Origin of the sequence: Bacillus sp. FSL E2-8868, from assembly GCF_038005505.1 — a bacterium.
Classification (GTDB): Bacteria; Bacillota; Bacilli; order Bacillales; family Bacillaceae_G; genus Bacillus_A; species Bacillus_A mycoides.
The window spans coordinates 1,147,131-1,167,164 of the sequence record NZ_JBBOTI010000001.1 but is presented as its reverse complement, the minus strand read 5'-3'; the positions used below and the strand labels follow the sequence as shown (position 1 = coordinate 1,167,164).

Annotated in this window: 19 protein-coding genes; 2 read left to right on the top strand and 17 right to left on the bottom strand. The window is 35.4% G+C overall.

What is annotated here, in order from left to right:
- Positions 1 to 108: 108 nt before the first annotated feature.
- From NSS74_RS06180 to NSS74_RS06135, 10 genes are all read right to left on the bottom strand, one after another.
- Complete coding sequence (locus NSS74_RS06180) at positions 109 to 1,155, bottom strand: GH25 family lysozyme (protein WP_002142760.1); 1,047 nt, start codon at positions 1,153 to 1,155, stop codon at positions 109 to 111.
- 139 nt (positions 1,156 to 1,294) lie between these two features.
- Positions 1,295 to 3,058: an ABC transporter ATP-binding protein gene (locus NSS74_RS06175; RefSeq protein ID WP_002142762.1), complete on the bottom strand. Its 1,764-nt coding sequence runs from the start codon at positions 3,056 to 3,058 to the stop codon at positions 1,295 to 1,297.
- Entirely contained in the window at positions 3,058 to 4,809 is a 1,752-nt protein-coding gene (locus NSS74_RS06170; protein ID WP_002033485.1) for an ABC transporter transmembrane domain-containing protein, read from the bottom strand. Before NSS74_RS06170 ends, NSS74_RS06175 begins: the two co-directional genes overlap by 1 nt.
- A 124-nt stretch (positions 4,810 to 4,933) precedes the next feature.
- Positions 4,934 to 5,155 carry a YneF family protein gene (locus NSS74_RS06165; RefSeq protein ID WP_001132292.1) on the bottom strand — a complete coding sequence of 74 codons (222 nt, stop codon included), beginning with the start codon at positions 5,153 to 5,155 and terminating at the stop codon, positions 4,934 to 4,936.
- Positions 5,156 to 5,233: 78 nt separating this feature from the next.
- Entirely contained in the window at positions 5,234 to 5,674 is a 441-nt protein-coding gene (gene sirA / locus NSS74_RS06160; RefSeq protein WP_002014415.1) for a sporulation inhibitor of replication protein SirA, read from the bottom strand.
- A gap of 156 nt (positions 5,675 to 5,830) precedes the next feature.
- Positions 5,831 to 7,831, bottom strand: coding sequence for a transketolase (gene tkt / locus NSS74_RS06155; RefSeq protein ID WP_002033482.1), 2,001 nt, complete (start codon positions 7,829 to 7,831; stop codon positions 5,831 to 5,833).
- Between the two features lie 301 nt (positions 7,832 to 8,132).
- The gene (phnE, locus tag NSS74_RS06150) at positions 8,133 to 8,936 is read right to left on the bottom strand and encodes a phosphonate ABC transporter, permease protein PhnE (protein WP_012261431.1); all 804 of its coding nucleotides are present in this window, start codon (positions 8,934 to 8,936) and stop codon (positions 8,133 to 8,135) included.
- A complete protein-coding gene (gene phnE / locus NSS74_RS06145; RefSeq protein WP_002087885.1) occupies positions 8,936 to 9,730 on the bottom strand; it encodes a phosphonate ABC transporter, permease protein PhnE in 795 nt (264 codons plus the stop codon). Before phnE (NSS74_RS06145) ends, phnE (NSS74_RS06150) begins: the two co-directional genes overlap by 1 nt.
- Positions 9,727 to 10,500, bottom strand: a complete 774-nt coding sequence (phnC, locus tag NSS74_RS06140; protein WP_002033479.1) for a phosphonate ABC transporter ATP-binding protein — start codon at positions 10,498 to 10,500, stop codon at positions 9,727 to 9,729. The genes phnE (NSS74_RS06145) and phnC overlap by 4 nt, the downstream gene beginning before the upstream one ends.
- Positions 10,501 to 10,595: 95 nt before the next feature.
- Positions 10,596 to 11,534: a phosphate/phosphite/phosphonate ABC transporter substrate-binding protein gene (locus NSS74_RS06135; RefSeq protein ID WP_002137777.1), complete on the bottom strand. Its 939-nt coding sequence runs from the start codon at positions 11,532 to 11,534 to the stop codon at positions 10,596 to 10,598.
- A 185-nt stretch (positions 11,535 to 11,719) separates the two neighbouring features.
- On the opposite strand from NSS74_RS06135, the gene NSS74_RS06130 reads away from it, so the two are divergent.
- Positions 11,720 to 13,303: a bifunctional metallophosphatase/5'-nucleotidase gene (locus NSS74_RS06130; protein WP_340813267.1), complete on the top strand. Its 1,584-nt coding sequence runs from the start codon at positions 11,720 to 11,722 to the stop codon at positions 13,301 to 13,303.
- A 40-nt stretch (positions 13,304 to 13,343) separates the two neighbouring features.
- On the opposite strand, the gene NSS74_RS06125 is transcribed toward NSS74_RS06130, so the two are convergent.
- Both NSS74_RS06125 and NSS74_RS06120 read right to left on the bottom strand, forming a co-directional pair.
- Positions 13,344 to 13,583, bottom strand: coding sequence for a DUF896 domain-containing protein (locus NSS74_RS06125; RefSeq protein WP_002014431.1), 240 nt, complete (start codon positions 13,581 to 13,583; stop codon positions 13,344 to 13,346).
- Positions 13,584 to 13,628: 45 nt separating this feature from the next.
- On the bottom strand, positions 13,629 to 14,285 hold the full coding sequence (locus NSS74_RS06120; RefSeq protein ID WP_002014433.1) for a YneB family resolvase-like protein: 657 nt from the start codon (positions 14,283 to 14,285) through the stop codon (positions 13,629 to 13,631).
- A 141-nt stretch (positions 14,286 to 14,426) separates the two neighbouring features.
- Between NSS74_RS06120 and lexA the strand changes: the two genes are divergently transcribed.
- Positions 14,427 to 15,041 (top strand): transcriptional repressor LexA, encoded by a 615-nt coding sequence (gene lexA, locus NSS74_RS06115; protein WP_002087894.1) that lies wholly within the window; start codon positions 14,427 to 14,429, stop codon positions 15,039 to 15,041.
- A gap of 103 nt (positions 15,042 to 15,144) precedes the next feature.
- Here lexA and NSS74_RS06110 read toward each other — a convergent pair whose 3' ends face one another.
- From NSS74_RS06110 to NSS74_RS06090, 5 genes are all read right to left on the bottom strand, one after another.
- Positions 15,145 to 15,948, bottom strand: coding sequence for a DUF4097 family beta strand repeat-containing protein (locus tag NSS74_RS06110; protein WP_002014437.1), 804 nt, complete (start codon positions 15,946 to 15,948; stop codon positions 15,145 to 15,147).
- Entirely contained in the window at positions 15,949 to 16,491 is a 543-nt protein-coding gene (locus NSS74_RS06105; protein WP_002142767.1) for a DUF1700 domain-containing protein, read from the bottom strand. It lies immediately after the preceding gene.
- Positions 16,484 to 16,807 carry a PadR family transcriptional regulator gene (locus NSS74_RS06100; protein ID WP_002066545.1) on the bottom strand — a complete coding sequence of 108 codons (324 nt, stop codon included), beginning with the start codon at positions 16,805 to 16,807 and terminating at the stop codon, positions 16,484 to 16,486. The genes NSS74_RS06105 and NSS74_RS06100 overlap by 8 nt, the downstream gene beginning before the upstream one ends.
- A gap of 227 nt (positions 16,808 to 17,034) precedes the next feature.
- On the bottom strand, positions 17,035 to 18,834 hold the full coding sequence (locus NSS74_RS06095; RefSeq protein ID WP_159146967.1) for an ABC transporter ATP-binding protein: 1,800 nt from the start codon (positions 18,832 to 18,834) through the stop codon (positions 17,035 to 17,037).
- Positions 18,835 to 18,845: 11 nt separating this feature from the next.
- Entirely contained in the window at positions 18,846 to 20,033 is a 1,188-nt protein-coding gene (locus tag NSS74_RS06090) for a nucleotidyltransferase domain-containing protein (protein WP_061674197.1), read from the bottom strand.
- Between the last annotated feature and the right edge of the window lies 1 nt (position 20,034).

The following is a 20,034-nucleotide window of genomic DNA, read 5'->3' as shown; positions in this document are numbered from 1 at the left end:
TTTTAAACATATATCAATTACATTATACTATGTTATCAATATATACTTTGTAAAAATTATATATTTTTCATAAAAGGCACCTCAGTCGAGATACCTTTTAGATTCACTTTATTGTACACCATACTGAATATAACTTGAATCATAGTATACCCATTGATTTGTCCCTAAGCAAAGCCATCCATCTTGCTTACTCCATACTCGATATGATTCACCATGATGTAACTGTCTTATAACATTCCCGTTTAATGATGGAGCATCTCGCAGATTCACATTATCGCCAGTAATAGTTGCTACATAATGTTTATACTGAATATAACTTGAATCATTATATACCCACTGATTTGTCCCTAAGCAGAGCCATCCATTTTGTTCTCCCCAAACTTCATATGATTCGCCACGATTCAATTGGCGAATTACACTAGACTGTAAAGATGGTCCACTTCGTAAATTCACATTATCTCCATTAATTACAGCAACTCCGTATACTGGAGTCGCATTATTAGGCGTGGAAACATTCCCTCCACCACTTGCTCCATTTCCTTGTAAAGCTTCTAATGAAACAGCTGCTGATACGTCACAATTTCCTACACCTGAAATTTGCCCAGAATCTGTGTACTGCCATGCTGTCCACTCTGTCCATCCACCAGCATCAGCAGGCGGTATACTAGAATATTTGGAAATCCAAAGTGGAATGTCACTTAACCCGCTAATTCCAAATTCATTAATATACCAAATTCCTGTATATAACATTACATCTTTCCCAGTAGCTTGTTTCACATAATTTACGAAACTTCTTGCCCAATTCGATATAGTCGCACCCGTTAAACTACTATTGCTAGTATCCGTTGGCGATTCTAAATCTAAAACAGGAATTAAGTCCGTCTGATTACTCTGTAATATACTCACAAAATATTTCGCTTCTGAAATTGCATCATTTTGTTCTGGATGAGCAAAATGATATGCACCAATTAATACATTCGCATTTCTCGCAGCTTGTACATTTTGAACGAAAGTGGGGTCAATATAGTTCACACCTTCCGTCGCTTTTGCGTACGCCGCTGGAATGCCAGATGACTTCACAGCATTCCAATTAATATTTCCTTCCCAATGAGACACATCAATAAACGTAATATTTGAACTGGATCTATTTTGCATATAAAAGCTCCTATCAAATTTTGTTATTCTATATACAATATGTACAACTCTAGTTAAAGGACACGACAAACCTCTCACATATTTCGAAGATTTTATTACATTTTAATATCTGAGAGAATAGAAAAAAGGCCTTGTAATTCTACAAGGCCTGTTGCAAACTCCCTTTATTTTGTAGCAAGTACATATTATAGTAAAGTCCTTGTTTACTAAGTAACTCTTGATGTGTTCCACTTTCTACAATTTCCCCTTCATGCATAACAAATATTTGATCCGCATCTTGGATTGTAGACAATCTGTGCGCTATCGCTATCGTTGTTCTACCTTTTCGCATTTGCTGCAATGCCGTTTGGATAGCCTCTTCTGTTTCTGTATCAATATTTGCCGTCGCTTCATCTAACACTAATACTTTCGGATTGGTTGCTATTGTTCTAGCAAAAGCAATTAATTGCCTTTGACCACTAGAAAATGCAGCTCCTCTTTCGACAACTTCTGTATCATACTGCTCTGGTAATTTTTCAATAAACGTATTCGCTTGCACAAACTTTGCCGCTTCCTCTATCTCTTCATCCGTAATCTCTTCATTATACATACGAATATTTTGCTTTACATTTCCAGCAAATAAAAATGCATCTTGCAGCACAAGACCAATTTTCTTTCGAATTTCTTGTTCTTCGAACTTCTCTAAATCTACTCCGTCTATTACAATATTTCCTGATTTAATATTGTAAAATCTCATTAATAAATTCATAATCGTACTCTTTCCGCTACCAGTATGCCCTACGAAAGCAACCGTTTGCCCTGGCTTTACGTGAAAAGATACATTTTTTAAAACATCACGCTTTCCATCATATGAAAAAGTAACATCTTTAAACTGAATTTCCCCGTTAGCTACTCGTGGCTGTTCACTCCCCATTTGAACAGGAGCTAAATCTTTATCATCCATTAAATGAAATACACGCGATGATGAAACAAGCGCTTGCTGGAAGAAAGATAGTTTCATCATCATCTCATTTACCGGCTGGAAGAAACGATGAATATAGTTAACGAAAGCATATAAAACCCCTACTTCAACAGGACTCTTTAAAGCATCGATTCCGAATAAACCAAGTACTAACGCAATTGCTACAATATGAACAAGATCTGTTGCTGGACGTAAAAGTAATGCATCTAATTTCAATGTACGACGTCCAGCACTAAAATGTTTATTGTTCACTTCTTCAAATTCTTTTCTCATCCGCTTTTCTTGCCGGAACACCTGAACAATATTCATACCTTGAATGGACTCATTTAACTTTGCATTTAATATACTCAGCTGATTACGTACCTCTAAATAAAAAGCTGCACTTTTCCGTTGATACAACACCATAATTGCAAACATTACCGGAATTAATATGAGCGAAAATAGCGCTAATTTTACATCTAATAAAAACATCGCTACTAAAATCCCTACTAAAAAGACTACATTTTTCACGAATGTTGATAGTACACTAACATAAAAATCCTTAATCGCTTCTGTATCATTCGTTATGCGAGATACGAGCGTACCAATCGGCGTACGATCAAAGAAGCTTAATGACAATTTTTGAACATGTTCATACACTTCAACTCGCATATCTTGGACAATCTTAAAAGCGATATTTTGAAAGTACAATAAGTCTAAATAAGTAAATAATACTTTTAATAAATGAGCAATAATATACACTACAAATAGGGTTACAAGTGCTGATTGTTCAAAGTTACCTGGCACTAAGTGTTCATCAAGAAATTGCTTAATTAAAAAAGGACCCATCATTTCAGTTACAGTTGCACCAACTAGAAATAAAAATGCTAACGCCAATAACCCTTTATAGGGCCTCATATAAGAAAGCAACCTTCTTAAATCACTCCGTTTTTTCTCAGCCATCATACGCCTCCTTTCTCTACTAATGCCTCTAACTGCTGACTTTCGTACATTTCTTTATACCAACCATTTTCTTTCATTAATTGCTCATGTGTCCCTCGCTGCATAACCCTACCTTCATCAATAACAAGAATAAGATTTGCATGCTGAATAGCACTTAAACGATGGGCAGTAATAATCGTCGTTTTCTCTGCCCTTTCTCGTTTCAATGCAGTTAAAATAGTTTCTTCTGTTTTTGCATCTACGGCTGATAAACAATCATCTAATATTAAAATTTCAGCATTTGTTAATAATGCACGCGCAATAGAGATTCTCTGTTTTTGACCTCCTGATAGTGAAACGCCCCTTTCACCTACTACAGTGTCATACCCTTCTGGAAATTGAAATATATCATTATGAATACAAGCAATATCAGCAGCTCGGCTAATTTCTTTATATGTAGCATCGGCCTTTCCAAAAGCAATGTTCTCCCCAATACTCGCTGAAAATAAAAAGTGATCTTGCGGTACATATGAAATTGCAGAACGCACACCGTGAAGTGTTAAATCTCGAATATCCCGCTCCCCAACTTTTAATTCACCATTAAAATGATCATACTCTCGAATTAAACATTTTAATAACGTCGTCTTCCCTGCACCGGTACGCCCTACAACTCCTAACGTTTCACCTTTTCTTAAGTTAAAGTAAATATCTTTTAAGTTTAATAGTTCATTCTTTTTATAAGAAAACGAATCAACAGCAAACGAAACATCACCACTTGCTATAGCATGTATAGCATTTTCCTTATTCACTACATCTGAAGTTTGTGAAAATATTTTCTCCACACGATCATACGAAGCACGTCCACGCTCCATAATATTAAATAGCCATCCAAAAGCTAACATTGGCCATACAAGTGTCCCTAAGTACGTTGTAAATGTTACTAATTCCCCTACAGTTAATTCACCTCGTACGACTAATAATGATCCGTAACAAATTGCGATCAAAAATGAAAATCCGACAATTAGGGAAATCGTTGGATCGAATAACGAGTCAATACGTGCAACTAGCATATTTTTATGTACGACATCTTCAGATTTTTTCCGAAACGCTTGTAAATCCTCTTTCTCTTGTCCAAGTGAGCGAATTACCTTCATCCCACTCATACTTTCTTGTACTTTATCATTGATTTCAGAAAACGATTGCTGTGCCTTATGAAATCTTCTATGCAATAAAGTTCCATAATAATTTGTAGAAATAGCTACAATTGGCATCGGAATTAAACTTAATAACGTTAACTTCCAACTAATTGTAAATCCCATCGCTACGAGTACACATCCTCCAACAGCTAATGAATCAACGAGTGTTAAAACACCTGCCCCCGCAGTTTGCTGAATCGCCTGAATATCATTTGTCGCATGTGCCATCAAATCGCCTGTGCGACGTGATTGATAAAAGGATGGGCTCATCTTAGTAAAATGTTCATATAGATTCTTTCGCAGTTGACGAGCTAGTTTTAAAGAAGATCCAAAAATCATAATACGCCATAAATAACGTAATATATACATCATAATTCCTACAACTACTAATAGAATAACCCAGTTCAACAATTTTTCAGACGTTAATGTTCCACTATTAATTTCATCTACTACAATCCCTAGTACTCTTGGCGCTACAAGTTCAAGAAGCGCGACACCAAATAACATAATAATTCCGATTATGTACGCTCGTTTTTCTTGCTTAAAAAACCAAGCTAAATTAAAAAACACTTTCATATTTATCCTCCTCCCTTAAAATGAGCGATGTTTTCAGTGTAACAAAAATACAGAATATTTAAAAGTTTTAAATATGTTTTATAACCAAAAGAAAAGGGCACTCGGTAAGAGTGCCCTTTTGCGCTTATTTTGTTTGTTGCTTGTTCATCGCGCTCATCATTTGATTGATTTTCTTTTGGGAAGGTTTTTGTCCCATTTGCATCATCATCATTTTTAACATTTGTTCGTTAATTGGTGGATTTTTTTGTAAGTAATTCATCATGTATTTGCGGGCAATGAAAAATCCTAACGCCACGCCTGCTACTAGTGCTACTACGCCCACTAGAATACCTAACCACATTGGCATATCTTTTCCTCCTTCATGTTGTCTACCTTACAGTGTACTAAAACCTTTTCAATAAGACAAGATACTATTCGACATTTTTTACACATATGTTCGTACTTGTTTGAGAGGATTTAACCAACCGTACTTTTTATTTTCATAATCCATCGCTAAAAATGTTAACTCACACTTTCTAAGCACCTCAAAGAAAGTTGTTTCCATGGATACATTTCCAGAAGTATTTATTCGAATATATTGTGGTTTCACCATTATTTCTCCGTATTCGGCTCCTGTATAAAGCGTATGAGTATGATTTGTTCTTTCATATTTACCAAGAACACGCAAAGCTTGTTCTAATTTATGATGAATTTTCATTACTTGTAACGGCATCGTAATATACGTCATTTGTTTATATAATACTTTCTTCTCCGAAAGGAACCCAGATTCTGAAAATCGAGCAAATAAATCAAAAAACAAATATTCACGACCAAAGTAAGCTTTCGCAATATCCTCTTGAATTAAATACAATTCATACGTTTTCATTTTTCCCCTCCCGATCTGGACAACCTTTTCCCTACATTATATAAGAGAAGATTTGCAATGATTGTCTGACTACGGAGAGAGAAAAAACTTTTCCTGTCGAAAAAACTCAATTACATAGAAAAATCTCCCCATGCTGGAGAGATTTTTCTAAAATCATTAAAGCATTTCTTTTACTTTACGAACAACGTTCTCTACAGTAAATCCATACTCTTCCATAATCTTCTCACCAGGAGCAGAAGCACCGAATGTGTCGATACCTAGTACATCTCCATCAAGGCCTACGTAACGGTGCCATCCGAATGTAGCACCCATTTCAATTGCGAAACGTTTCGTTACTGCTTTTGGTAGTACAGATTCTTTGTACTCAGCAGTTTGAGCTTCGAAGCGATCCATAGATGGCATGCTAACAACAGCTGCATCAACGCCGTCTGCTGCTAGAGCTTTTTGCGCTTCGATTGCTAAGCTTACTTCAGATCCAGTTGCAATTAAGATTACATCAGCAGTTTCTTTCTTGCTTGCAGAAACTACATATGCACCTTTTGCTACTTTTTCATAAGTATCGTCTTTTGCACCTTCTAATGTTGGAAGATCTTGACGAGTTAACACTAATGCAGTTGGTGTTTTTGTAGATTCTAGAGCTAGTCTCCAAGCTGCAACTGATTCGTTACCGTCTGCTGGACGAATAACAGATACATTTGGCATTGCACGAAGCGCTGCTAATTGCTCAACTGGTTCATGTGTTGGACCATCTTCACCAACAGCAATACTGTCATGTGTAAATACATACGTTACAGGCAATTGCATTAATGCTGCAAGACGAATTGCTGGACGTAAGTAGTCAGAGAATACGAAGAACGTACCACCGTAAGTTTTTAAACCGCCATGAAGTGCGATACCGTTCATTGCTGCACCCATTGCGAACTCACGTACACCGTACCAAATGTTTTTTCCGCTGTAATCAGCTCTTGTAAAGTCTTTTTCGTTATTCATGTATGTTTTGTTAGAACCAGCAAGGTCAGCAGATCCACCGAAGAATGATGGTACAGACTCTGCAATTGCATTAATTACAGCACCTGAAGAATTACGTGTTGCTGCTTTTGATCCTAATTCATAAGTTGGTAAGCTTTGTTCCCAACCTTCTGGAAGAAGACCGTTCATTGCTGCTTGCAGTTCGTTTGCTAATTCTGGATATGCTTGTGCATATTCACCGAGCATCGTGTTCCACGCAGCTTGCGTCGTTTCACCAACATCTTGTACTGTTTTACGGAAGTTGTCATATACTTCTTCTGCTACATGGAAGTCTTGTTCAGCAGTCCAAGCGTATGCTTCTTTCGTTAATTTTGTTTCGTCTACACCAAGTGGAGAACCATGTGAAGCTGATTTTCCTGATTTGTTTGGAGAACCGAAACCAATTGTCGTTCTTACTTCAATTAGCGTTGGGCGTTTTTCGTCAGCTTTCGCTTCTTCAATTGCTTTTGCGATTGCTTCAATATCATTTCCATCCTCAACACGGATTACTTGCCATCCGTATGCTTTGTAACGATCTTCTACACTTTCAGAGAATGAACGATTTAAATCGCCATCTAATGAAATATCGTTTGAATCGTAAAGTACAACAAGACGACCTAATTGTAAATGAGCAGCTAATGAAGATGCTTCAGCAGAAACGCCTTCCATTAAATCTCCATCACCACAAATAGCGTATGTATGATGATCTACTACATTATACGCATCACGGTTGTATTTAGCCGCTAAATGTCTTTCAGCCATTGCCATACCTACAGCAGTTGCAATACCTTGTCCAAGTGGACCAGTTGTTGAGTCTACACCTGCTGTGTGACCATACTCAGGATGTCCTGGAGTTTTGCTTCCCCATTGACGGAAGTTCTTTAAATCATCCATTGTTAAGTCATAACCAGATAGATGAAGTAGACTGTATAGTAACATTGAGCCATGACCTGCAGATAATACGAAACGATCGCGGTTAAACCACGTTGGGTTATTTGGATTGTGTTTCATAAATTGAGTCCATAATGTATAAGCCATTGGTGCTGCACCCATTGGCATTCCTGGGTGACCAGAGTTTGCTTTTTCAATCGCATCAATGGATAATGTGCGAATCGTGTTGATAGAAAGTTGTTCGATTGAATGTGACATGCTATTCTTCCCTTCGCGTATGTTAGTAAACGTTTTATACATTTATATGATAGCTTCCCACGCAAGATTATACAACATGTATCGACAAATATGTTGATGTTTTTTTGATTTTTCATAAAAAACACAGTGATTTAGGGAATGTATGGGCATTCAATATGACATACTTTTTAATTGTTTTTATTTTAAAAATAAATATAATTATCTGTATATTTATACAAATATACTAATTTCTGATATATCTCCTTTTTGATAACCTTTAAAAATACAAAAAAGCATCTGAATTAGATGCTTTTAAAACAAATTAAATAATCCGCTTACGAATAAAACTTGAAATAAAATCAATTATAATTACCATTAAAATGATACCTAATAAAATAATTCCCACACGAGACCAATTACGTGAACTAAGTGCAAAAATTAATGGCGTACCAATACCACCTGCTCCAATAACACCTAAAATCGCAGCGGATCGTACATTAATTTCAAACCTGTATAACGTATACGATAGAAAATCCGGTAACACTTGTGGTAATACAGCATACCAAAGTATTTGAAACCGATTTGCACCCGTTGCTATTAACGCTTCCGTCGGTCCCTTATCTATATTTTCAATTCCTTCCGAATATAGTTTCCCTAACATTCCGATAGAGTGTAACCCTAAAGCTAGAACTCCGGCAAAAGAGCCTGGACCAACAGCTTTTATAAATAAAAGAGCCATAACTAATTCAGGAAATGTACGAACAAAACTAAGTACAAATTTCCCAGTTCCTGAAGTTAATTTTCCACTACTCATATTCGTTGCCGCCCAAAAAGCAAATGGAACAGATAAAAAAGCAGAAATAAATGTACCTAATATCGCAATTGCCAACGTATCAATTAAACCGTGTAATAAATCTTCACCATCTGGCAAAGATACATACGACCAATCTGGGTTCAATACGCCTGTCATAATTGCTTTTGTAATTTCTCCCGCCGTATTCTTTATTCCCTCTAACGGGACTCCTGAAAAGGCCCATACATATACAACTGTAAGTGCTATAAAAATAATCCAGCGATATATACTCGGTTTCTTCGGTTTTGGTACGATTATCGTCGTTTTACTCATTATAATTTCCCCCGCAACACTGTACTTATATAATCAATTAGCAATACAACAACAAGGGTATAAATAATAATAGAAGCAGTTTGTTGATATTGTAAAAATCCAAGTGTACGATCATAATATAATCCAATCCCACCTGCTCCTACTAAACCTAGAACAGCTGCTGCACGTACATTCACCTCAAATGTATAAAGTACATAGGAGACGAAGTGCGCTTTCACTTGCGGAATGACCCCATAAACTATCCATTGCACCTTATTCGCTCCTACAGCTGTCATCGCTTCTAATGGACCTGGATCAATTGATTCAATTGACTCATACAATAATTTCGCTACGAGTCCAACGGAGAAACAAGTAAGAGCCAAAATACCTGGAAGTGGTCCTATTCCAAAAATCGCTACAAAAATAGCCGCTAATAATAAATCTGGTATTGTTCGTATAAAATTTAAAATCAATCGAGCTGGACTGTACAAAAATACACTAGTAAATACATTACTTGCCGCAAATAGTGCAAGTGGAATGGCTAAAATCGCCCCTAAAGTCGTTCCAATAATCGCCATACGTATTGTATCTAACATTGCTGTTGTAATAATTTGAAAATAACTCCAATCTGGTGGCACCATTTCCTTCAATAAATCCATCATATTTGGAAAACCAACTACTAGTTTTGAAAATGATGCGTCGACCTGTACACTACTACCCCACAACAGTAAAATAACTAAAATAACCGTTAACATATGTTTCAATTTACTCGGCGGCTTCGGTATCGATTTCGAATATATCGTCACTTCATTCATTTAGCTGCCACCTCTAATAATGCGCTTTTCTGAGCTACGTCCCCATAAATTTCAGCGAATTTTTCATCCGTTGCCTCTTCTACTAATCCATCAAAAACAATTTCACCAGCATGTAATCCAATAATACGAGTAGCATATTGCCTCGCTAAATCAATAGAATGTAAGTTTACAATTGTCGTAATTCCAAAATCTTCATTAATTTTCTTCAAATCATCCATTACTTGCTTTGTTGTCAGAGGATCTAACGAAGCAACAGGCTCATCTGCCAATATGATTTTCGCTTCTTGTGCCAATGCTCTAGCAATTGATACACGTTGCTGTTGTCCCCCTGATAATTCATCAGCTCGTGCATATGCTTTTTCTGAGATATTCACTCTATTCAGCGCCTGGAATGCAAGCTCCACGTCCTCTTTCGGAAACAGACCTAACGTTGTACGCAATGTAGAATGATATCCAACCCGCCCAGCTAATACATTCTTCAGTACCGTTGATCGCTTCACAAGGTTAAAGCTTTGAAAAATCATACCAATATCTCGGCGCATGCGTCGTAATCCTTTTCCTTTTGCAGCAGTAATAGACTCCCCTTCAATAATGATTTCTCCTTCTGTGATTTCATGAAGGCGATTTACCGATCTGAGAAGTGTTGATTTTCCAGCACCGGATAGCCCGACCATTACAACAAACTCACCTTTTTGAATTTTCAAGTTTATATTATTCAATCCTTTTGTACCATTCGGATACACTTTGGAAACATTTCGAAACTCTATCACACATCTTACCTACCTTCTATGTATTATCAATAACTGAAAAACGGCAAACTAACTGAAATCACACACTTTCCAGTTAGTCGCCATTTCCATATGTATTATTGCGTTTTCACTTTCTTTCCATATTCACGAACAATATCAAATTTACTATCATCAGATTTAACGTATCCTTCATGTGAGTATACTTCTTTAATGATTTTGTGCCCTTCCTCATTCTTTCCTATTTCAATGAAAGCATCCTGTAATTTCTTGCTCCACTCTGCATCTAAATCAGAACGTACAGAAATCGTATCGTTTGGAATTTTCTCCGTAAATTTTACTATTTTCGTTTGATCGAATATATTCGGATAATCTTTTTTTACAATATTGCGAGCATCTTGGAATACAACAGCTGCATCTACATCACCATTTAAAAGAGCAATAAGTGACTGATCATGACCTTTTAATGTAACAGGTTTCACATCCTTTAGCGGATCGATTCCCTCTTTTAACAATACAGCCGCAGGCCATACATAACCCGCTGATGATGTTACATCTTGATAGCCAATTTTTTTACCTTTTAAATCTTTTACACTATTAATATTAGAATCTTTCTTAACAACAAACTCTGATTTATAAACATCTACTAAATCCTTTGTCGGAGCTCCAGTTTCATCATCTACCCCAAAACGTTGCGCCTGTAAAATTACGTTTGCAGCCTTTTTCTCATGCGCTAACACATACGCTGTTGGAGGTAAAAAGCCTACATCTACTTGCTTAGATGCCATCGCTTCTACAATTGTATTGTAATTCGTTGAAATACTAACTTTTACCGGAATGTTTAATTTATCACTTAATAGCTTTTCCAATGGTTTTGCCTTCGCCTCTAACGTATCTGCATTTTGAGAAGGAACAAATTGAACATTTAGTGTCTTCGGTACATAACCTTTTTTCGTATCTTCATTTTTACTTGCACTTGATTCCTTCGTTCCACATCCACTTAATAATCCCGCTGCTAGTACAACTGTTGTGCTCATTGCAAAAACTTTTTTCAACATGTTAATGCCTCCATTTTTCGTTGTTATAAAATAACCTTCCATAAACATGAAGAAATATATCACATATTTTTACAAATAATTGCTTATTTACAGAATCTTTACACATTCTATACATTCACATTAAAATTCTTTTCATATATTTGATATGATTAATTGAAAGATAACTATAGAAAAGGTGAATGGCGTTGAATCAAAATCAAATTGTAACTTTAAATATTTTATTAACAAGCGATGTACATGGTACTGTGTATCCAATTCACTACCAAGATAACTCCAAAGCAGAAATTGGTTTAGCTAAAATTTCTACTCTCATAAAAAAAGAACGTTCTCAAAATGCAAACGTTCTTCTGATTGATAACGGGGACTTCATTCAAGGAACACCATTTACTTATCATTACGCTACATACGAAAAAGATATGGAAAACCCAATGTCCTTATTAGCCAACTACTTAGAGTATGACATTGCAATTATCGGAAATCATGAATTTAATTACGGAATGGATATATTAAATAATGCTGTGGCTACTGCAAATTCCCCTTATCTATCAGCAAACATTTTAGATAAAAACAGAAAAGAACCTTATTTCGGGAAACCATATATAATAAAACATATTGAATCAAATATAAAAATTGCTATTTTAGGGGTGACAACGCATTACATCCCCCATTGGGAACAAACACATCATATTAAAGATTTACAATTTGAAGATGCATTTGAAACAACAAAAAAATGGGTTTCTTACATCCGTAAACATGAAAAACCAGATTTACTAGTCGTAGCCTATCACGGGGGATTTGAACGTGATTTACAAACCGGAGTACCGACTGAAGTTTTAACAGGTGAAAACCAAGGATATGCAATGTGCCATGAAATTGAAGGCATAGATATTTTACTAACAGGCCACCAACACCGAGAAATCGCTCACACCGTGATTAATGGTGTAACAATTTTACAGACCGGATGCAATGGACACTCAGTTGGAAAAGTAACAGTAACATTCGAAAAAGCAGAACAAAAATGGGTGAAAAAAGAGAGTTATTCAGAGTTATTGCCCGTACAAGGAATTGCGGCAGACCAAGATGTTCTTTCCTTGGTTGCCAATTATGAAGAGAAAACACAAAATTGGCTTGATAAACCTATTGGAATAATTTATGGGGATATGCAAATTTCCGATGCTATGCAAACACGTTTGCAAGACCATCCTTTTATTGAATTCATAAATAAAATACAGATGGATATAGCTAATGTTTCAATTTCTTGTACAAGTTTGTTTCATAATACATCTCCAGGTTTCCCGAAACATGTAACAATGCGTGACATCGTTTCTAATTATATTTATCCAAATACATTAAAAGTAATTAGAATAACTGGAGCGGATATAAAAGATGCTCTCGAACTCTCTGCTTCTTATTTCACATTAAAAGCAGATGGAACCATCATCGTAAACCCTACCTATATAGAACCAAAACCACAACACTATAATTACGATATGTGGGAAGGGATTTCGTATGTATTAAACATTTCAAAACCAATTGGAGAGAGAGTAGAGTCTTTGCAGTATAAAGGCACTCCTCTTAATATGAATGAAGAATATGACGTTGTTATGAATAATTATCGTGCAAGCGGTGGCGGGAACTTCTTTATGTTTCAAAATAAACCAGTAGTAAAAGACATACCAACAGATATGTCTGAACTTATCGCTAACTATATATTGAAGCATAAAAGGATAGAAGCAACGAAAAATGAAAACTGGAAAGTTATTAAATAACAATTTTAACAAATAAAAAAAGATGGGCTATGCCCATCTTTTAATTTAATTTTGCATTATCCTGCTTTTTTAAAGCTTTTAATTTCGCCGGTGTAACGTCCGTGCCTTCTTCGTTAACGACTTTAATTCCTTTTAATTCGTTTAACATATTTTGACGAAATCCTTTTAAATATTGTTCACGAAGCGATTGGCGCTCACGTTGTTCTTCTTCAGTTAAGCCTTCAGCTTTTGCTTTTTTCGCTAAGAAGTTAATGCGTTCAATGAGTTCTTGACTTGGCATCTCGAATCCCCCTTCTACTCAAAACTGATTATTATCATACAATAGTTATTCCTCTTTATCAAGCAATTGCTTTGTATATTCTACATACCTTCGATGTACAGTTGCTTTTGAAACATCATGACCAAAACCACGAAGTGTTGCTGCAATTTCTTCAAAAGTTAATTCATTCCGGCGCAAACGTACAATTTCCTCAATTGGCACTTCTTTTTTCTCACGTCCTACGCTTAAATGACGATTTTTCAAATTATTTTCTGGACGAAATCCTTTCTCCACTGCTCTTTGCATGCCACGTTTAATTTTTAAATTGTGGATCTTTCTTTGATACTCTTCAACGATCCCAATTATATTTAGCACCATCGAATCAGAATCTGAAAGCTGTAATTCACCACTATGCGTGTGCGTATAAACTTTTATCCCCTCTTTATGTAAACAATGCATTAATGCAATCTTTGCATTTCCTCTACCAAGACGCGTTTCATCTTGTATAAGTAGTACATCAACTTGTTCATCTCGAATTGTATCTAGCACTTCTAATATGCCATCACGTTCAATTGTATAACCGCTAGCCTGCTCCTCAATTACCTTTGTAACATCCATTTGATAGCGCTCAGCTAAATGCAATAATTCATCTTTTTGACGCAATAATGATGTTTCCTGTTCTTCTTTTGTTGTGCTCACACGTGCATAAATAATTGCATTCATTTTGAACCCTTCTTTCTCACTATATTTTCCTTATAGTGTATCATAAATTTGCCTTTCGTTCGAACTTATGTTTGTAGAATGTTTTTTCGCATGTTATACTTAATAATAAGAAAAATGAAAGAAAACGAGGTGTTAGAAAACATGGAAAAGTTAACGAAACGCCAGCAAGACATTCTCGACTTTATTAAGCTAAAAGTACAAGAAAAAGGATATCCACCTTCCGTACGTGAAATCGGTCAAGCAGTCGGCCTTGCTTCTAGTTCTACAGTGCACGGACATTTATCACGACTAGAAGAAAAGGGATATATTCGACGCGATCCAACAAAACCACGCGCAATTGAAATTTTAGGTGACAACCGAACGGAAACACAATCTGTTATTCAAGTTCCAATCATCGGAAAAGTTACTGCCGGTTTACCGATTACAGCAGTCGAAAGTGTAGAAGATCACTTCCCACTTCCAGCTAGTATCGTTGCTGGAGCAGATCAAGTGTTTATGTTACGCATTTCTGGAGATAGCATGATTGAAGCCGGTATCTTTGATGGTGATTTAGTTGTTGTTCGCCAACAACAGTCTGCATACAACGGTGAAATTGTAGTTGCTTTAACAGAAGATAACGAAGCAACTGTTAAACGTTTCTATAAAGAAAAAGATCATTTCCGTCTACAACCGGAAAACTCTTCACTAGAACCTATTATTTTAAAACAAGTGTCAGTTATTGGAAAAGTAATTGGCGTATATCGTGATTTACATTAAAAATAATAAAAAGAAGATAATTCCCTTATTTATATAGGTAATTATCTTCTTTTTATATTTTGATAGATTTCCGTTCATTCAAAAGAATGCGTTTCATTAATTATTAACGCGTTTCAATAGTAACATCTCCAGCAGCGGTTTTACCGCTAATCTTTTTACTACCATTACCAATCGTTATATTTTTATTGTCTTCATTAAAAATTGTCACGTCTCCAGCAGCAGTTTGCCCAGTTATAACTGCATCTTGTGGTTTTTCCAATAAAGTAATATCTACATCTCCAGCAGTTGAACTTACCTCTAAATCATATTTAGAATCATGATCAATAATATCTATATCCCCACTAGCCGTTTTTGCTGTTACTTTCCCTATTACTTTTTTAAAATTCACCTCACCAGCTTTTGTAGAGCCCTCCACACTCTTTGCTGTTACATGTTTCAAATCCACTTCTCCGGCGAGTGTTTCAACACTTACGCGGTCACTTTTCACATTACTTATTTCTATTTGTCCAGCGGATGAATTTACTTTTATCTCTTGATAAGAACGTTCAGGTACTAATATAGTCAATGTAGGCGTTTGAAATCCGAAATTGTAAAATGAAAAATCAAATGAAACACCTTTTTCTATTTCCCCTATGATTTTTAATGTATCACCATCTTCAGCAATACGAATCTCCTGTTTACTTACGTCTCCTTTTTGCTTTACATAAAAAGAGGAATCAGGAGATTTTTGGACAACAATATCTCCAGCATCTAACTTAACTTCTACATTTTTTAGCGTTTCGTTTTTAATTACGTCCTCTTTATCTCCTTTTTCTGCAGTTTGTACTGCTTTTTCATATGTTTGTGAAATCCCTATTACTCCAATAATGATACAAGCGATAGCTACTAATAATATCTTTTTCATCATCTACTCCCCTTTTATCATTTTGAAGTTCCAGACTACATAGCGTACACATAATCTTTTAAACCACTTCGTACTATAATAAGCTACAATACATAACAACAAACCTACTCCGACAAACGTTATACTAACGAAAAGATCCAACCATATAAAAGTGCCCATAAATACTTTTACAATAACGAAAAATGGTGTCACTACACTAGCAATACCACCGACCCAAAAGGAAAATATAAAAGCTATAATTGCAACTAACGGGCCTAACACGATAATAAAATTAAACAAACTAAGTCCAACCGCTGCCATGACAGCTCTTGTCACATTTGAAGTCGACGGATCTTTTTTCATTTCATCAAATCGATACATCGCAAGTAAGTCTTTCGCAATTACTTTCGGAGAGCCAAGACCCTTTATTATTTCTGATTCAGTTTTCCCTTCTTCTATCCCAAACTGAAAGTGCTCTTCATAATCGAATAAAATATCTTGTCTCTCTTCTTCTGGTAACTTTCTAAGATGACTTGATAATTCTTTAAGAAACTGCTCTTTACTCATCCCATTCCACCCCTTCAATAATTTCTTGAACACCTTTAGCAAAATCACGCCACTCTGTTACTAATAACGTAAGTTGCATCTCCCCTTGCTCTGTTAGTTGATAATATTTACGGGGCGGTCCTTCCGTCGATTCTTTTAAATATGTTTGAAAATATCCCTCTTTCGTTAAACGACGTAATAACGGATATACAGAACCTTCCGATATTAAAAATTTATTAGAGATTTGCTGAACAAGTTCATATCCATAACAATCCTTACGTTTTACAAGTGCCAATACACACAGTTCTAACACACCTTTTTTAAACTGAACGTTCAAGGACAATCCCCCTTTCTCATTTTAGTACTGTTCAATAAACGGTAGCTATTTTATCCATAATATACCACTTAGTATTGTTTATTGCAAGGTACTGAATTATATTTATTCCCTAAATTTACAAAACACAAATATAAAAGCCCGAATAAGACCTTTTGTAACTGACCATTATCCGGGCTATCATTCAACTAGAATTACAATAATACAAGATTTCATTCAATCTTTCTCCTCTATGAACCCACTTCCATTTGCGACCCTAATAAATTTCGAAATACACCTTTTCTCTCTTTAGCCAATTGATTAAATTCACCTTTTTGAACAATTTCACCTTTTCCTAAAACAATAACTTGATCTGCATTCCGAATCGTAGATAACCGATGCGCAATAACAACAATAGTCATCGTTCCTTTCAACTTTTCTATTGCTGATTGGATCTTCACTTCATTTTCAGTATCTAGTGCACTCGTGGCTTCATCTAATACTAAAATGGATGGTTGTCTTAAAATAGCTCGAGCTAGTACAAGTCGTTGACGTTCACCACCTGAAAGTCTCACTCCACGATCTCCAATCAGAGTATCAAGCCCCTTTGGAAGCATTCGTACAAATTCAGCTGCCGCCGCAAAATCTAATGCAGTCCAAATTTGTTCTTCACTCGCATTCGGATCAATCATCAATAAATTTTCTCTTATGCTTGCATTAAATAAAAAAGGATCTTGTGGCACATAACTAATAGCCCGTCTCAATGACAATAAGTTTTCACTTGTAAGAGGAGTTCCATCTATTAATACTTGACCTTTCTCTGGCTGAATCAATCCCATTAAAACATCGATTAATGTACTCTTCCCAGCTCCCGAATGTCCGACAATAGCCGTCATACTATTGATTGGTATTTTCACATTAATATTTTGAAGTGCATACAAATGCTCCTTCTTATTATACCGAAAATAAATATCCTTACATTCAATACCCTGTTCTATACAAATCGGCTTTATATGTTTTTGCTGATGTATATCCTGCATTTCAACTGCTTCATTACACTCTTCTTGTAATTCCCATAAAGATTTAAAAGCAGGAATACTTGCAGCAAGCTGTTCTAAATTTGACTGAATTGTCATAAATCGTGGCCATAGTCTCGAAAAAATGAGGATGATTAATAGTAATTGGGCCGGTTGAGCTTTAAATATACTTATTGATAATAATATAAAAAATGCAATTAAAATAGCCATTGAAACTTTATAAAACAATTGAGAGTTCGATCTTATTCTCATATACTCCATTTGTTCGTTACTCATCTTTCCTGTTATAGATTGTAACCAATCTAAACGTGATGCTTCCAAAGTATTACTCTTTATATCTTTAATTCCATTAAAATGATCTGTTATACCAGAAAGATAGCCTTGTGCCAATTTTGAGGTCTTACCGCCTAGTATTCGTGCTTTTTTTATAAAAACACGAGAAGCTACCAAGAATAATAAGCCGAAGACCAAAACAAATATAGTTATTTGGGGAGATAATAAAAACGCAATCCCCACCTGTATGAATGTAAACAGAATAGCAGCTAACAATTGTAAAATTAAATTAACCCCATAACTTACGCGAGCTAATTCTGTAGTTAATATATTTATTAGATTTGTTTTCCTTTTCTCTAAAAAAAAACTCCACTTCGCTTTTAGAATCATACTATATGTTTCTATTCTTAATTCTCGTACAAAGGCTTGTTGCGTTCTCGCATCCCTTAGCGTTATGTTTCTTTGTAGTAGATTTTGACCTAACACTATTAGTATATATATACCTAAAATAGAAATTAGACTTATTGTTTTAGGGGAATCCTGTAAAATTCTATAGACAGGTGCAATAAAAGCAGTCTCCTCACCTACATTGATTATTCCAGTCATACTTATCATAGGAATTAATAAAATAATACCTATCCCTTCAAGTAAACTTATTAAAACCATACCAAACAAATTCACATACAGAATTTTCCCTGCAGAAGAATATAATTTCTTCATAAAATATATAATATGATTCATCGATGTTCCCCCTATAACAAAGCAAGCTCCTTTGTTTTCCTCCAAAGACATAGAAACGGACGTAAAGGAAAATATAAAAAATGAAGAGATTTAGGTAACGGTAATGTTTTTGCATCAATTGGATAAGGATAAAGTTGGCTCAAAATAAATATAATTTTTTGCTGATTAGACATCAGTGAAAATAAATGTCTACTATGATAAGCAAGCACTTCTTCAGGAACAGGTTCAGAATGCAAGTTTATCATTTTCTTGAAATAAAACAGTGCTTCTTGTGCTAGCTGCTTCGAATGTTTTTTAGCTACTAATTCCGTCATTCTTTCATTTAGTCGTGTACCTAGCAATTGTGATGCCAAAATTAATGCTTGTCCTCCTAAATGAAGTATTTGGTATTTTCTCATTAATTTATGAATCTCATTCCAGTTAAGATCTTGATTGACAATTTTTTTTATGTCTACTAACCAACGTAACCTGGACCAACCATGTCTGGCACCATGAGATACAAGAAATAAAAATAAGTCTTCCTTTCCTAACATATATATCGAATTACTCGTAAGTGTACTTTTTCTCTTTCGCTTCCAAAGCTCTTCAAACCCAGGTTCCTTACCCGGTCCGGGATTTAACCTCCAATGAATTTCAAGTTTGATCCGCCTTGTTGGATGGAAAAATGTTATATGGTGATGCCTCCATTTCCAATCACTTAATATCGTTTGAATATAATCATCTTTCACATATCCTTGCTCTAAAAGTAGTTTTTCTACTTTTTCTAAATTTTGAATAGGAATGAGAACGTCCAAATCGCAGGATGTTCGCAAAGAAATATCTCCATATAAGTCCTGAGATAGTACAGGCCCTTTTAGAAACATCGTACGAATCTCATTTTCATTAAAAAGTTTATTTATCCGTTCCATTTCAGCACTTAAATAAAGCATTTGAAATGTATTATTTTTATATTTTCTATTTAAAGTTTGTACAACATGTGAAGGAATTCGTTCCTCATCTACCTGTTTAATTTTTTGATAGATCACCGGATAAACACGATGATGCATAGCTTGCTCAAGAAAAACCTCCCAATCAATATCTGCAAACCATTCACTACTGTAAGTTTGCAATGTTTCGTCATCTTGTAACTTCAAAATTGTAAAAAGAAGTTTCAATTCCTTAGACATGAACTCTACATTAAGAGCAAAATCTTTCTCCATT

Excerpts from the sequence above, each read along its gene's own strand:
- NSS74_RS06180 (WP_002142760.1), bottom strand. The coding sequence starts at position 1,155 with ATGCAAAATAGATCCAGTTCAAATATTACGTTTATTGATGTGTCTCAT.
- NSS74_RS06175 (WP_002142762.1), bottom strand. The coding sequence starts at position 3,058 with ATGGCTGAGAAAAAACGGAGTGATTTAAGAAGGTTGCTTTCTTATATG.
- NSS74_RS06170 (WP_002033485.1), bottom strand. The coding sequence starts at position 4,809 with ATGAAAGTGTTTTTTAATTTAGCTTGGTTTTTTAAGCAAGAAAAACGA.
- NSS74_RS06165 (WP_001132292.1), bottom strand. The coding sequence starts at position 5,155 with ATGCCAATGTGGTTAGGTATTCTAGTGGGCGTAGTAGCACTAGTAGCA.
- sirA (WP_002014415.1), bottom strand. The coding sequence starts at position 5,674 with ATGAAAACGTATGAATTGTATTTAATTCAAGAGGATATTGCGAAAGCT.
- tkt (WP_002033482.1), bottom strand. The coding sequence starts at position 7,831 with ATGTCACATTCAATCGAACAACTTTCTATCAACACGATTCGCACATTA.
- phnE (WP_012261431.1), bottom strand. The coding sequence starts at position 8,936 with ATGAGTAAAACGACGATAATCGTACCAAAACCGAAGAAACCGAGTATA.
- phnE (WP_002087885.1), bottom strand. The coding sequence starts at position 9,730 with ATGAATGAAGTGACGATATATTCGAAATCGATACCGAAGCCGCCGAGT.
- NSS74_RS06135 (WP_002137777.1), bottom strand. The coding sequence starts at position 11,534 with ATGTTGAAAAAAGTTTTTGCAATGAGCACAACAGTTGTACTAGCAGCG.
- NSS74_RS06125 (WP_002014431.1), bottom strand. The coding sequence starts at position 13,583 with ATGCCAAGTCAAGAACTCATTGAACGCATTAACTTCTTAGCGAAAAAA.
- NSS74_RS06120 (WP_002014433.1), bottom strand. The coding sequence starts at position 14,285 with ATGAATGCAATTATTTATGCACGTGTGAGCACAACAAAAGAAGAACAG.
- lexA (WP_002087894.1), top strand. The coding sequence starts at position 14,427 with ATGGAAAAGTTAACGAAACGCCAGCAAGACATTCTCGACTTTATTAAG.
- NSS74_RS06110 (WP_002014437.1), bottom strand. The coding sequence starts at position 15,948 with ATGATGAAAAAGATATTATTAGTAGCTATCGCTTGTATCATTATTGGA.
- NSS74_RS06105 (WP_002142767.1), bottom strand. The coding sequence starts at position 16,491 with ATGAGTAAAGAGCAGTTTCTTAAAGAATTATCAAGTCATCTTAGAAAG.
- NSS74_RS06095 (WP_159146967.1), bottom strand. The coding sequence starts at position 18,834 with ATGAATCATATTATATATTTTATGAAGAAATTATATTCTTCTGCAGGG.
- NSS74_RS06090 (WP_061674197.1), bottom strand. The coding sequence starts at position 20,033 with ATGGAGAAAGATTTTGCTCTTAATGTAGAGTTCATGTCTAAGGAATTG.